General features: G+C 73.0%; 13 protein-coding genes. 12 read left to right on the forward strand and 1 reads right to left on the reverse strand.

Translation table 11 applies throughout. The features are described 5' to 3' along the window. Positions 1-112: 112 nt before the first annotated feature. Positions 113-760: a tetratricopeptide repeat protein gene (locus AC0NZQ_RS20590; protein ID WP_474531950.1), complete on the forward strand. Its 648-nt coding sequence runs from the start codon at positions 113-115 to the stop codon at positions 758-760. A gap of 49 nt (positions 761-809) precedes the next feature. On the opposite strand, the gene AC0NZQ_RS20595 is transcribed toward AC0NZQ_RS20590, so the two are convergent. Next, positions 810-2,075 (reverse strand): DUF1015 family protein, encoded by a 1,266-nt coding sequence (locus tag AC0NZQ_RS20595; protein ID WP_474531951.1) that lies wholly within the window; start codon positions 2,073-2,075, stop codon positions 810-812. 34 nt (positions 2,076-2,109) lie between these two features. Between AC0NZQ_RS20595 and AC0NZQ_RS20600 the strand changes: the two genes are divergently transcribed. The 11 genes from AC0NZQ_RS20600 (at position 2,110) to AC0NZQ_RS20650 (ending at position 13,588) form a co-directional block, all read left to right on the forward strand. After that, positions 2,110-3,231: an HAD-IIA family hydrolase gene (locus AC0NZQ_RS20600; protein WP_474532048.1), complete on the forward strand. Its 1,122-nt coding sequence runs from the start codon at positions 2,110-2,112 to the stop codon at positions 3,229-3,231. A gap of 68 nt (positions 3,232-3,299) precedes the next feature. Further along, entirely contained in the window at positions 3,300-3,749 is a 450-nt protein-coding gene (locus AC0NZQ_RS20605) for a hypothetical protein (RefSeq protein ID WP_474531952.1), read from the forward strand. Positions 3,750-3,831: 82 nt separating this feature from the next. Then, complete coding sequence (locus AC0NZQ_RS20610) at positions 3,832-4,662, forward strand: TlyA family RNA methyltransferase (protein ID WP_474531953.1); 831 nt, start codon at positions 3,832-3,834, stop codon at positions 4,660-4,662. Then, the gene (locus AC0NZQ_RS20615) at positions 4,659-5,579 is read left to right on the forward strand and encodes an NAD kinase (protein WP_474531954.1); all 921 of its coding nucleotides are present in this window, start codon (positions 4,659-4,661) and stop codon (positions 5,577-5,579) included. Before AC0NZQ_RS20610 ends, AC0NZQ_RS20615 begins: the two co-directional genes overlap by 4 nt. A 116-nt stretch (positions 5,580-5,695) precedes the next feature. Next, positions 5,696-7,624, forward strand: coding sequence for a DNA repair protein RecN (recN, locus tag AC0NZQ_RS20620; protein WP_474531955.1), 1,929 nt, complete (start codon positions 5,696-5,698; stop codon positions 7,622-7,624). Between the two features lie 96 nt (positions 7,625-7,720). Next, the gene (gene steA / locus AC0NZQ_RS20625) at positions 7,721-8,899 is read left to right on the forward strand and encodes a putative cytokinetic ring protein SteA (RefSeq protein WP_474531956.1); all 1,179 of its coding nucleotides are present in this window, start codon (positions 7,721-7,723) and stop codon (positions 8,897-8,899) included. Between the two features lie 17 nt (positions 8,900-8,916). Then, entirely contained in the window at positions 8,917-9,834 is a 918-nt protein-coding gene (locus tag AC0NZQ_RS20630; RefSeq protein WP_474531957.1) for a copper transporter, read from the forward strand. A 16-nt stretch (positions 9,835-9,850) separates the two neighbouring features. Then, positions 9,851-10,222, forward strand: a complete 372-nt coding sequence (locus AC0NZQ_RS20635; RefSeq protein WP_474531958.1) for a hypothetical protein — start codon at positions 9,851-9,853, stop codon at positions 10,220-10,222. An 85-nt stretch (positions 10,223-10,307) separates the two neighbouring features. Next, a complete protein-coding gene (locus AC0NZQ_RS20640) occupies positions 10,308-12,017 on the forward strand; it encodes a CTP synthase (protein WP_474531959.1) in 1,710 nt (569 codons plus the stop codon). A 3-nt stretch (positions 12,018-12,020) separates the two neighbouring features. Further along, positions 12,021-12,617 (forward strand): NUDIX domain-containing protein, encoded by a 597-nt coding sequence (locus AC0NZQ_RS20645; protein ID WP_474531960.1) that lies wholly within the window; start codon positions 12,021-12,023, stop codon positions 12,615-12,617. Beyond that, a complete protein-coding gene (locus AC0NZQ_RS20650; RefSeq protein ID WP_474531961.1) occupies positions 12,617-13,588 on the forward strand; it encodes a site-specific tyrosine recombinase XerD in 972 nt (323 codons plus the stop codon). The genes AC0NZQ_RS20645 and AC0NZQ_RS20650 overlap by 1 nt, the downstream gene beginning before the upstream one ends. Positions 13,589-13,627: the final 39 nt, after the last annotated feature.

The following is a 13,627-nucleotide window of genomic DNA, read 5'->3' on the forward strand; positions in this document are numbered from 1 at the left end:
CGGCCGGGGGCGCGACCAGGTCGGCCGTGGCCCGCGTCCCGAACGCCGTGACTTTGCGTCTCGCGACCGAGGTCAAGGCTCGGATCGCGCGCTGCGCGATGGCTTGCCTCCGGTGCCGGAGGACGCGGACGTCATGCTCTTGGATCGTTCGGTCCGTGCTGAGCTGCGCTCGCTGAGCAAGGTCAATGCTGATGCTGTTGGCAAGTACCTCGTCGCTGCAGGCGAGGCGCTCGAGGACGACGCGCCTCGTGCGCTGGAGCTGGCCAGGGCTGCGCGGTCTCGCGCGTCGAGAGTCGGCGCTGTTCGTGAAGCGGTGGGCGTTGCCGCCTATCACGCCGGCGAATACGCCGAGGCGCTGACAGAGCTGCGGACGGCGCGCAGGATCACCGGCGATGCCAGGAATCTCGCGGTGATGGCTGACTGCGAGCGGGCGCTGGGCCGTCCGGCGCAGGCACTTCGGCTGCTGAGCGACCCCGAGGTGGCGAAGCTGGACCGGGAAGCCCGGATCGAGCTCTTCATCGTCGTTGCCGGCGCTCGTCGCGATCTGGGGCAGCTCGACGCGGCCTTGGCTGTGCTGGCCCGCGGTGGATTGGACCGGGAGAGCCCGAGGCCCGGTTCGATGCGGCTCTGGTACGCGTACGCCGATGCCCTCGAAGCCGCCGGGCGACGTGAGGAGGCCGCGAGCTGGTTCGCCGCCTCCGCGGCGATCGACCCCGAAGGGGAGTTGGACGCTGTGGACCGCGCAGCCGCGCTGCTCTGATCCCTCCGCCGGTGGCTCGGTCGGCGGCTCCGTCGTCCAGGTTGTCCGCTCAGCGCTGGTCGGAGAGGCGTCGCATCACGAGGCCGGAGGCGGGCTTCGGCGTGAAGAGTGTCGACTTCCGCGGCATGCGAGCGCCGGCGGCAGCAACGGCTGCGACGTCGGTCACGGGGGTAGCGCGGACGAGTACGGCGATGCCGTGGACCCGGGCGGCCTGCGCCATGGCTTCGTCCACATCATGGGCGTACCCGACGGTCTCCACGTCGTCGCTGAGTCCCCACACGCGTTCGACTACGCCGCGGTGCAGCACGGTGACGTCCAGTGCGGCGAGAACGGGGTCGTCGTCCGGCCGCGTGGCCGCTGACCGGAGCGCACCACGTGTGTCGACGACGAGCCGGAAGGCCTCGCCGTCGGTGAGGACCATGGCGAAGCCGTCTGCCTGTGCCAGCTCGGCCAGGCCGCGCTCGGCATCCACGACCTCGCGAACCTCCGCCACTCCCGCCAACGCCCGCATCGCGGTGGGCAGGTCCAGGCCGGAGATGGTGCGGTGGATGGGGTGGACCTGCGGCCCGTACTCGCTCGTGTCGACCAGTAGCGCGAGGCCCCGATCCCACGGTCCGGCGCCGTCCGCGGCGTGGCGGCGCTGGCGCTCGCGGTAGGTGGCGTAGCGGTGATGACCGTCGGCGATCAGCGCACTACGCGTTCCCAGATCACCGGCGACGGCGACATGGGTCTCGGCGTCGGTGATGCGCCACAGCTTGTGGGTGGTGCCGTCATCGGTGGTCGCCTCGGCGATGACGCCGGCGTCGCCGACGCTGGCGACGAGTCGTGATGCCGCCCCGCCGCCCTCGTAGACGAGGTAGATGGGTTCGAGGTCGGTCTCCGTCGCCGTCATCACGGCCAGGCGGTCGGCCACCGGCCCCGCCATCGTGTTCTCGTGCGGCAGGATCACGCCGTCGGCGGGGTCCCGCAGCTCGACGGCGCCCAGCAGACCCCGGGTGACATGGCCGGTGGACTCGCGAAGCTCGTAGACGTAGAGCGCCGGCGCTTCGTCGACGACCGCCAGCCCGTCCGTGACCCACTGCCGCAAGGTCTGCGCCGCGTCTCGGTAACCGGCCTCGCTCGGCTCCGGGAGGATGACGGCCACCGCGTTCGCCGGGTCCGCCGCCAGCAGTTCCTGCCGCCTCGCGGCATCGATGACGTCGTACGGCGGGCAGAGCCGACGGGCCAGCTCCGGCCCGTCCGCCGTGGGGCGCAGTCCACGAAAAGGCGCCAGGGACAGACCGGTGGAGACGTCATTGTCGGTTGCCGAGGTCATGGTGGGCGATCGTACGCAAATCCCGCGCCGTGGAATCATCCAGTCCGTGAGTGCCACGTTGCAGAACAGCGAGATCGCGTTGTCAGAGGCCCACGATGTGGCACTGCTCGATCTCGACGGCGTGGTCTACGTCGGCAAGAACGCTGTGCCGGGCGCTCCGGAAGCGCTGCGCCGCGCCCGCTCCGCGGGGATGCAGCTCGCCTTCGTCACCAACAATGCGGCGCGGCCACCCCGGGTCGTGGCGGAGCATCTGACCGAGCTCGGCATCGTGGCAGACGCGTCGGAAGTCATCACGTCGTCGCAGGCAGCGGCGCGCTATCTCTCCGAGCAGTTGCCGGCCGGTGCCACCGTCCTCGTCCTCGGCACCACCGGCCTCTACGAGGCGCTCGCCGAGCGGGGACTCGTCGCCACCGACAGCTGGGGTGACGGGGTCGCAGCGGTGGTGCAGGGCTACTCGCCGCAGATGAACTGGGCCCTGCTCGCCGAGGGAGCAGTCGCGATCAACAACGGCGCGCTCTGGGTGGCGACCAACGCCGATCCGACGGTCCCCTCGCCCCGCGGCCCGCTGCCCGGTAACGGCTCGCTGGTGGCGGCGATGCGGCTGGCGACGCGCAAGGAGCCGGTCATCACCGGCAAGCCCGACCCGACCATGCATCGCGAGACGATGATCCGCACCGGGGCCGAGCGTCCCATCGTCGTCGGCGACCGGCTCGACACCGACATCGAGGGTGCCAACGCGGTCGGCTGTCCCAGCCTGCTCGTCTTCTCCGGAGTGACGGACGTGCCGGATCTGCTGGCGGCGCCGTCCGCGCTGCGGCCGAGCTACCTCGGCGCCGACGTCTCGGCGCTGCTCGACACCCACACCGCGCCGACGCAGCAGCAGGGGACTTCACGCTGCGGCCGGTGGGAGGTCACGGCGTCGGACAGCGGGCTGCGGCTCGGCTCGGGTGCGCAGCCGCCTGCCGGTTCGGCCGAAGCGGAGCCCGGATCCGCCACCGGTCCGGGGCGTCTCGACCGCGACGACCTCGACGCGGTGCGCGCGCTGAGCGCAGCGTGGTGGGGAGCGCACCAGCCCGAGCACGCGGCGGCGCCGGAGTCCGTGGTCGCCGCCGACGAGGCCGCCGACGCGGCGCTGGCCCGTCTCGGCCTCGCCTGAGCACCTGCCGAGCCGGCTGGCGGGTACGGTCGGATCCGCTGCCATGACGTCGACGGGAGAGGAAGCCTGTGGAACCGCGAGACGACCGCGCTGCCGCGGCTGACGATCGTCGCGAGCCCGACGCCGGCGTACCGGCGGTGCCGGGTCCGTCGGGTCCGGCCGCCGCGCCGTCACCGACCTCGGCGCCGACACCGGGGCCCCGTCCCGGCGCCGCCCCGTCACCGGCGTCGGCGCCCCGGCCCGGCCCGCCGGCGGGATCCGGCGGTCTGCCCGGCGGTGTGCCCGGCCCGCGCCCGGCACATCTCGATGTCCCGTCACCGGCGAGCGCGCCACGCCCCGGCCCGCCGACGCCGGGGACGTCGTCCGCTGCGCGACCGGCAGCGAAGAACCCCGCCGTGGCCGCCGCGCTGGCCGAGCTGGACGGCGTGGCGCAGCGGCCGCTCGCCGAACACCCGGACGCCTTCGGCCGGGTTCATGCCTCGCTGCAGCAGGCACTCTCCGAGATCGACGACGCCTGAGGACCCCGGGCTCAGGGCGGCCGCGGGCCGGCAGCGGCCGATACGGGGACGACATCCGGGAGCGCGAGAAGAGGGAGGCGACATGGCGCGACGGCTCGCCCGGCTCGATGCCGAACTGGTCCGGCGCGGCCTGGCCCGGTCGCGTGAGCATGCCGTGGAGCTGATCGGCGCCGGTCGGGTCCAGGTGCACGGCGTGACGGCCACCAAGCCCGCGACCTCCGTGGACGGCGATGCCTCCGTGCGGGTGGTGGCCGACGACGACGATCCGGACTACGCCTCGCGAGGCGGTCACAAGCTGGCGGGTGCGCTGGCGGCCTTCCCCGGCATCGAGGTCGCTGGGCGGCGCTGTCTGGACGCCGGCGCCTCCACCGGCGGATTCACCGACGTCCTGCTGCGCGCCGGCGCGGACCGGGTGGTCGCCGTCGACGTCGGTTACGGCCAGCTGGCGTGGTCACTACGCACCGACGAGCGGGTCGAGATCCACGACCGCACCAACGTCCGCACACTCCAGCCCGAGACGATCGGCGGGGCAGCCGACCTCACCGTCGCCGATCTCTCCTTCATCTCGCTGCCGATCGTGCTTCCGGCCCTGGCGGCCTGCACCCGCACCGACGGCGATCTGCTGCCGATGGTCAAGCCGCAGTTCGAGGTGGGCAAGGAGAGGTTGGGGGCCAAGGGGGTAGTCCGAGATCCACAGCACCGCGCCGACGCGGTGGTGCACGTCGCGGGCGTGGCGGCAAACCTCGGCTGGACCGTGCAGGGCGTGGTGCGCAGTCCGCTGCCGGGGCCCTCGGGCAACGTGGAATTCTTCCTGTGGCTGCGACACGGCGTGCCCGCCACCCTCGACGCCGACGGAATCCACGCGATCGTGACCTCGGACGGAGCAGCAGACATGAACGGTCGACCCGCATGACCGAGACCCGCGCCGTCCTGCTCGTCGTCCACACCGAGCGGGGTCGCATCGTGGCCCTGGCCGAACGTGCCGCGGCGCAGCTGCGCGCCTCCGGGTTCGACGTCCGGATGCTGGCCGAGGAGGCGGGCTCGTGCAGCGGCGGCCATGTCTCGGCACACGATGCGCTGGTGGCGGCACACGGCTGCGAGTTCGTCCTGGCCCTCGGCGGCGACGGGACCTTCCTGCGTGCCGCCGAGCTCGCCCGGCCGGCGGGGGTGGCGATGCTCGGCGTCAACCTGGGCCACGTCGGCTTCCTCGCCGAGGCCGAGCCGCAGGATCTCGACGCCCGGCTGGCGGCCCTCGTCGCCGGTGAGTACCGGGTCGAGGAACGGGTGACGATCGAGGCCGAGATCATCCTCGACGGCGCCGTCGAGCACCGGGCGTGGGCGCTGAACGAGGCGTCGCTGGAACGGACCAACCGCGAGCGCATGCTCGAGATCTCCGTCGCCGTCGACGAGCGGCCGATGCTGCGCTTCGGCTGCGACGGGCTGATGTGCGCCACCCCGACCGGCTCCACGGCCTACGCCTTCTCCGCCGGCGGACCGATCATGTGGCCCGATGTCGACGCGATGCTCATCGTGCCGAACGCCGCCCACGCCCTCTTCGCCCGACCGGTCGTGGTGGCGCCGCGGTCGGTGATCGACATCGACCTGGTGAGTGCCGAGCACGAGGCGATCCTGAGCTGCGATGGGCGGCGCTCCTTCGCCGTGCCGGCCGGGGCCCGGGTGCGGGTGCGGAAGGGAGCGCTGCCGGTGAAGGTCGTCCGGTTGGACGACACCCCTTTCACCGACCGCCTGGTCTCGAAGTTCCAGCTCCCCGTGCGCAGCCTGCGCGAGGCGTCGTCACCGCCGGGCGAGGGCGACGACGCGGACAGCTGACGTCCGGCTGCCGGCGCGCGACGCCACATCCCGCCGGCGGCCGTGGCCGACACCACCGTCCTGAGCTGTGGACGGCCGCGCCGGCTTGTCACCGGTGACAGCTAGCCTGCAGCGTTGTGGCCACCGGCAAGCAGACCCGCGCCCCGCGCGGCACGGCGCGGTCCGCCTCGCCGGGCGCGGCGCCGTCCGGTCGGGGACAGCGCACCACCACCCGGCGCCGCCCCGACTCCGAGGTCGGATCCGCTCCGATCGGCGGGCTGGCGGAGCTGCGCATTCGCGGCCTCGGTGTCATCGACGACGCCACCCTCCCGCTCGGGCCCGGTCTCACTGCCGTCACCGGTGAGACCGGTGCGGGCAAGACCATGGTCGTCACCGGCCTGCTGCTGCTCTTCGGCGGCCGGGCCGACCCGGCTCGGGTGCGGACCGGGGCCGAGCAGGCCAGCGTCGAGGGGCGCCTGGTGGTGCCGGCGGCCTCCGCTGCTGCGCACCGCGTCCGAGACGCCGGCGGCGAGCTGGACGAGGACGGTCCCGACCCGGCCGGTGACGGACACCCGACCGCCGAGGTCGTGCTGCGGCGCGTCGTCAACTCCGGCGGACGCTCGCGCGCCTACGTCGGGGGAGCCGGGGCTCCGATCTCGCTGCTGGGGGAGCTCGCCGAGCAGGTGATCGCCGTGCACGGGCAGTCCGACCAGCTGCGGCTGGTGCGTCCGGCGGCGCAGCGGGCGGCCCTCGACCAGTTCGCCGGCACGGAACTCACCGCCTACGGGGCGGCCTACCAGGCCTGGCGCCGGGCCGACTCCGAGCTGCGCGAGCGCACCGAACGGGCGGCCGAGCTGCGGCGGGAGAGCGACCTGCTCAGCCACGGCGTCGCCGAGATCGAGGCGGTGGCCCCCGAGCCCGGCGAGGCCGAGGAGCTCAACCGGCTCGCCGCCCGGCTGGGTCACGCCGAGGCGCTGACGACTGCCGCCCGCACCGCGCACGACGCCCTGCTCGGCGACCCGGCCGACCCGTCGCCGGAGGCCGTGGACGTCGCACAACTGCTCGCCGTCGCAGGTCGGGCGCTCGTCGCCACGCAGGGTGAGGACACCGACCTCGACGCGCTGGCCGAACGCCTCACCGGACTCGGCGCCCTCGCCGCGGATCTGGGGGCGGAGTTCGGTGCCTACGCCGACGGCCTGGATGCCGACCCGGCCCGGCTGGAGCAGATCGAGGAGCGGCGGGCGGCGCTGAACGCGCTGGTGCGCAAGTACTGCGACGAGCCCGAACCCAGCCTCGACGCCGTCCTGCGCTGGGCCGACGCGGCGCGTGCCCGGCTGGCCGACATCGACGTCTCCGACGAGGCCCTCGCCGCGCTGCGGACCCGCCAGGACGAGGCCGCCGCCGCCGCGGCGGCGCAGGCCGCCCGGGTCTCGGCACGCCGGCGGGAGGCCGCCGCCGAGCTGGGCGCCGCCGTCACCGCGGAGCTCGCCGGGCTCGCCATGCCGAACGCGACGGTACGGGTCGAGGTCCGGCCGCGCCCGCCGGCAGGCGGTGTGCAGCTGACGGTCGACGGGGCAGCGGTGGGCGCCACCGCGGACGGCGTCGACGAGGTGGAACTGCTGCTGTGCCCACATCCGGGCGCGCCCGAGCTGCCCATCGCCCGAGGTGCCTCCGGCGGTGAGCTCTCGCGGGTGATGCTGGCCGTCGAGGTCTGCCTGGTCGCGGCCGCCACCGGACCGGACCAGGTCGCGACGCTCGTCTTCGACGAGGTGGACGCCGGGGTCGGCGGCCGTGCCGCGGTCGAGGTCGGGCGCCGGCTGGCCCGGCTCGCCCAGGAGCGCCAAGTGCTGGTCGTCACGCACCTCGCCCAGGTCGCCGCCTTCGCCGACCGGCACATCGTCGTCGACAAGCCCGGCGACACCGCCGACGGTGGGGTCACCGCCAGCGACGTCCGGGTCGTCACCGCTGCCGATCGGGTCGGCGAGCTGGCGCGCATGCTCGCCGGTTCCGACACCGCCACCGCGCGCGAGCACGCCGCGGAGCTGCTCGCCGACGCGGGCCACTGACCCCGACCGCGCGGCGCACATACCGATCTCACAAGTACCGGGGAACCGCGTGGCGCAACCCGGCGCGGCGCCGCCCCGGTGGCAGCATCGGTGCCCATGAAGCTCGCCACGCTGCGCCGTCGCAACGAGACGCTGCCCGGTGTCAGCGGGGTCGCCCGGCTCGATCGGGCCACGACCCGTCTCGCCGGACGGCTCAACCCCGGTGACGTCGCGATCATCGACCACGTCGACCTCGACCGCGCCACCGCCGAGACGCTGCTGGCGGCCAAGCCCGCCGTCATCGTCAACGCCCAGCCGTGCATCTCCGGCCGGTACCCCAACCTGGGACCGCAGCTCATCGTCTCGCACGGTGTTGTCCTGCTGGACAACGTCGGCGCTGAGGTCTTCGCGGCGGTGAAGGAGGGCGCGAAGGTCCGCATCGACGGCGACACGCTGTACCTCGGTGAGAACCCCGTCGTGACCGGTACCGCGCAGGACATCGAGACCGTCGAGGCGCTGATGCTCGAGGCCAAGGCGGGGCTCACGTCCCAGCTCGAGGCCTTCGCCGTCAACACCGGCGAATTCATGTCCCGTGAGCGCCGCATGCTGCTCGAGGGCGAGGGCATCCCCGAGATCCGCACCGACATGCGCGGCCGGCACGTCCTCGTCGTGATGCGCAGCCACGACTACGAGCGCGACCTGAAGTCGCTGAAGCACTACATCCGCGAGTACAAGCCGGTGCTCGTCGGCGTCGACGGCGGTGCCGACGCGCTCGTCGAGGCCGGTCACAAGCCCCACCTCATCGTCGGCGACATGGATGCCGTCTCCGACACTGCCCTGGGCACCGGAGCCGAGGTCGTCGTCCACGCCTATCCCGACGGTCGCGCGCCGGGGCTGCTACGGGTGCAGGACCTCGGCATCGCCGCCACCACCTTCCCGACCTCGGGCACCAGCGAGGACGCCGCGTTGCTGCTCGCCGACGCCGAGGGCGCCGAGCTCATCGTGGCGGTCGGCAGTCACACCGACCTCACCGAGTTCCTGGACCGGGGCCGCGCCGGGATGGCGTCGACCTTCCTCACCCGGTTGAAGGTCGGCACCAAGCTCGTGGACGCGGCCACCGTCAACCGGCTCTACCGCAACCGCATCTCGGCCGCGGCGCTGCTGCTGCTCGTCATCGCTGCCCTGGTCGCGGTCACCGCGGCGCTTGCCGTGTCCGACGCCGGACGCACCTATCTGACCACCCTGTCCGACGACGTGGATCGCGCCGTGGACTGGGTCGGCAACCTGTTCTCCTAGCCGTTCCGGAGTAGTTCGTGATCTCGTTCCGCTACCACATCGTCTCGATCGTCGCGGTCTTCCTCGCACTCGCGCTGGGCATCGTCGTCGGCACCACCGCCCTCAACGGACCCATCACCAAGGACCTGCGCAACCAGCTCGACGACGTGAAGACGCAGCGCGACGACCTCGCGGCCGAGGTGAAGACGCTGCAGGGCCAGGTCGACGACGCCGGCGAGTTCGCCACCACCTATGGCTCGCAGCTGGTCGCCAACACCCTCAAGGGCACCTCGGTGCTGCTCATCAGTCTGCCGGGGACGACGCCGGGCATGCGCGACGGCGTCAGCGAGCAGATCGCGGCCGCCGGCGGCAAGGTCAGCGGCGACCTCGACATCACCAAGGGTTACCTGGACTCCAGTCGTGGCGACGAGATCAACTCGCTCGCCACCGGGCCGGTGCGGCCGGTGACGTGGAACGCTCCCGAGACCAACGACGCCGGCAAGCTGGGGGCCTCGCTGCTGAGCTACGTGCTGCTGGGCAAGGGGCAGGCCGGCGACGCCAAGCAGGTTGTCACCGCCTTCGCCGAGCGTCGCCTCGTGGCGGTTGAGGGCAGCGGCGTCACCCCGAGCACGACGGTGGTCGTGCTGGGCCGCGGCAAGCTGAAGACCGACAGCTACGCCGCCAACGGACAGAAGGACCTCGTCGACGCCCTTGTCGCCGGCGGTGGCAAGGTCGTCGTGGCCGGTGACGGCACCTCGGCCACGGACGGTGGCCTGGTCGCCAGCGTCCGCGACGGCGGCACCGGTGCCAACCGTCTCTCCACCGTCGACGACGCCAACACCTCCTTCGGCCAGGTGTCGACGACGCTGGCGCTCGCGGCGGCGCTGAAGTCCCAGTTCGGCGACTACGGCACCGGAAAGGGAGCCGACGCGCTCTTCCCGACTCCGGCTCGCTAACGTGGGGAGTCCGCCCATGGACATTCCGACACCACCCGCCGCCCTCAGCGCGCTCGCCTCCTTCGTACGCGAGCGTCTCGCCGAGGTGTCCGAGACCATCGCCCCGCTGATCCGGCCCCGCAGCGAGGTCGAGGTGGTGACCTCGGTCCGCCCCGACTCCAAGGCCGTGGCCACCGCCCGGCAGTTCGCCACGGTGGTCGTCAGCGCCGCCGCACCCTTCGCGCCCAACTCCTACGCCCGGGCACGCCTGATCCGGCAGATGCACGCGACGGGGCTGCTCACCGCGGACGAGGCCTACCGGGTGACGGCGGCGACCGCCGTCCTGGACGGGCCGGACGGGCAGGTCCCCGTCGTCGAGGGCGACGTCGTCGACGAACGTCCGAGCTGACCGGGACCTCCGCAACCCGACGGCGCCATCGCGCGTCGCGCGTGCCGTCCTCGTGATCGGCGACGTCGTGTTAGCGTGAACGTCCGTGGATCGATCGCCTCAGGGCTCTCATACGACACGGCATCTCTTCGTCACCGGCGGTGTGGCGTCCTCCCTCGGCAAGGGCCTGACGGCCTCCAGCCTCGGCACGCTGCTCAAGGCGCGTGGGCTGCGGGTCACCATGCAGAAGCTGGACCCGTACCTCAACGTCGACCCCGGCACCATGAACCCGTTCCAGCACGGCGAGGTCTTCGTCACCGAGGACGGCGCCGAGACCGACCTGGACATCGGGCACTACGAGCGTTTCCTCGACACCGACCTCGTCGGCTCGGCGAACGTCACGACCGGCCAGGTCTACTCCAGCGTGATCGCCAAGGAGCGCCGCGGCGAGTACCTCGGTGACACCGTGCAGGTGATCCCGCACATCACCAACGAGATCAAGGACCGCATCCGGGCGATGGCCGAGCCGGGTCCGGACGGCCTGGCACCGCACATCGTCATCACCGAGATCGGCGGGACGGTCGGCGACATCGAGTCGCTGCCGTTCCTCGAAGCCGCCCGCCAGGTGCGTCACGAGGTCGGCCGGGACAACTGCTTCTACCTGCACGTCTCGCTGGTGCCCTACCTCGCGCCGTCCGGCGAGCTGAAGACCAAGCCGACGCAGCACTCGGTGGCGGCGCTGCGCAGCATCGGCATCGCCCCCGACGCCGTCGTCTGCCGCGCCGACCGGGAGCTGCCGGACGGGGTGAAGCGCAAGATCGCGCTGATGTGCGACGTCGACGCCGAGGCGGTCGTGGCGGCCGTCGACGCCCCGTCCATCTACGAGATCCCGAAGGTGCTGCACGCCGAGGGCCTGGACGCCTACGTCGTCAGGCGCCTCGACCTGCCGTTCCGCGACGTCGACTGGACGGTGTGGGGCGACCTGCTCGACCGTGTCCACACGCCGCGGGCCGAGGTGACGGTCGGCCTCGTCGGCAAGTACGTGGACCTCCCCGACGCCTACCTGTCGGTCGTCGAGGCGCTGCGCGCCGGCGGTTTCGCCAACCGCGCCAAGGTCGCCATCCGGTGGGTTCCGTCGGACTCCTGCGAGACCCCGGCCGGTGCCGCGGCCGCCCTCGCCGGACTCGACGGCATCGTCATCCCCGGCGGCTTCGGCATCCGCGGCATCGAGGGCAAGGTCGGCGCGCTCAAGCACACTCGCGAGCGCGGCATCCCGACCCTGGGGCTCTGCCTGGGACTGCAGTGCATGGTCATCGAGGCCGCGCGGAACCTCGCCGGCATCACCGACGCCAACAGCGCCGAGTTCGCCCCCGACACCCCCAGCCCGGTGATCGCGACGATGGCCAGCCAGGTCGCGGCCGTCGCCGGCGAGGCGGATCTCGGCGGGACCATGCGCCTCGGTGCCTATCCGGCGACGCTGGTGGCGGGTTCGCAGGTCGCGCTCGCCTACGGCTCCACCTCGGTCTCGGAGCGGCATCGGCACCGTTTCGAGGTCAACAACGACTACCGGCCGGATCTGGAGAAGGCCGGCCTCGTAGTCTCCGGCGAGTCGCCCGACGGGCGCCTCGTCGAGTTCGTGGAGCTGCCGGCCGAGGTCCACCCCTACTACGTCGCGACCCAGGCCCACCCGGAGCTCAAGAGCCGTCCCACCCGGGCGCATCCGCTCTTCGCCGGCTTCGTCAAGGCAGCGCTGGCCTACAGCGCCGCCGAGCGGCTGCCGGTCGAGATCCCCGACACCGACGCGGCCGAGGACTGATCCGTGGGGGAGCAGGACGACTACGAGGTGCTCTCCTCCGAGACGCTCTTCGACGGCCGGGTGATCAGCGTTCGCCGTGACGAGGTCCGGATGAGCGACGGCTCGGTCGCGACGCGGGAGATCGTCGGCCACCCCGGCGCCGTCGCGATCGTCGCGCTGGACGACGACGGTCGGGTCGTGCTCGTCAACCAGTACCGGCACCCGGTCCGGGCCCGGCTCGACGAGCTGCCGGCGGGGCTGCTCGACGTGGCGGGGGAGGAGCCGCTGGCCGCCGCCCGGCGGGAGCTGGTGGAGGAGGCCGGGCTCGAGGCGGCTCGCTGGGACACACTGGTCGACCTGCACTCGTCGCCGGGGATGACCGACGAGAAGGTCCGGGTCTTCCTCGCCCGTGACCTGCGCGAGGCCGACAGCGACTTCGTCCGCGAGCACGAGGAGGCGTCCATGACGGTGGAGCGGGAGTCGCTGAGCGAGGCCGTCCGGCGCGCGCTCACCGGCGGCATCACGAACTCGATCGCGGTCGCCGGGCTGCTCGCGGCGGTCCACGGCCGGGCCACGGACTGGCGGGACCTGCGGCCGGCCGACGCGCCCTGGCGCCGCTGATGGTCGCGCGGGTCACCCGCACCGCCCCGGCAGACGTCGTCCTGACCTACCTGGACCACCTCGCCGTCGAACGCGGCGTCGCCGCGAACACCCTGAGTTCGTATCGTCGCGATCTGCTGCGCTACGTCGACTACCTCGCCGCGGGCGGCCACGAGTCGCTGGCCGAGGTGCAGGCCGAGACCGTCGGCGGGTTCCTCTCCTACCTCCGGCAGGGCGACGAGGACCACTCGCCGCTGTCGGCCTCCTCGGCGGCGCGGGCGGTGGTCGCGGTCCGGGGCCTGCACCGCTTCGCGCTGCGCGACGGGCTCGTCGAGGTGGACGTCTCCCGCGAGGTCCGTCCCGCGGCCCCGCCCCGCCGGCTGCCGAAGGCCATCCCGTTGGAGGACGTGGAGCGGCTGCTGGACGCGGCCGGCTACGCCGACACGGCCCTGGCGCGCCGCGACCGGGCGCTGCTGGAGGTGCTCTACGGCACCGGCGCCCGGATCTCGGAGGCGGTCGGTCTCGATGTCGACGACCTGGACCTCGGTCCGGACGCGGGCACCGTGGGGGGCACCGTCCTGCTTCGCGGCAAGGGTGGCAAACACCGTCGGGTGCCGGTCGGGTCGTACGCGTCCCGCGCGCTGCAGACCTACCTCAGCCGGGCCCGCCCGGACCTCGTCGCGGCCGGGCGGGGGACGCCGAAGGTCTTCCTCAACTCCCGCGGCGGTCCGTTGTCGCGACAGTCGGCGTGGGTCGTGCTGCGCACCGCGGCCGAGCGCGCCGGCATCACCGCCGAGGTCTCACCGCACACGCTCCGGCACTCCTTCGCGACCCATCTGATGGAGGGCGGCGCCGACGTCCGCGTGGTCCAGGAGCTGCTCGGCCACGCGTCGGTCACGACGACGCAGATCTACACGCTGGTCACCGTCGACACGCTCCGCGAGGTGTACGCCAGCGCCCACCCGCGGGCCGGACGCGGCAGCACGGGATGACCCGGCCGCGGTGTAGCGTCGGCGTCCGATCAGCCCCGG

Source organism: Jatrophihabitans sp. sgz311053, assembly GCF_056135305.1.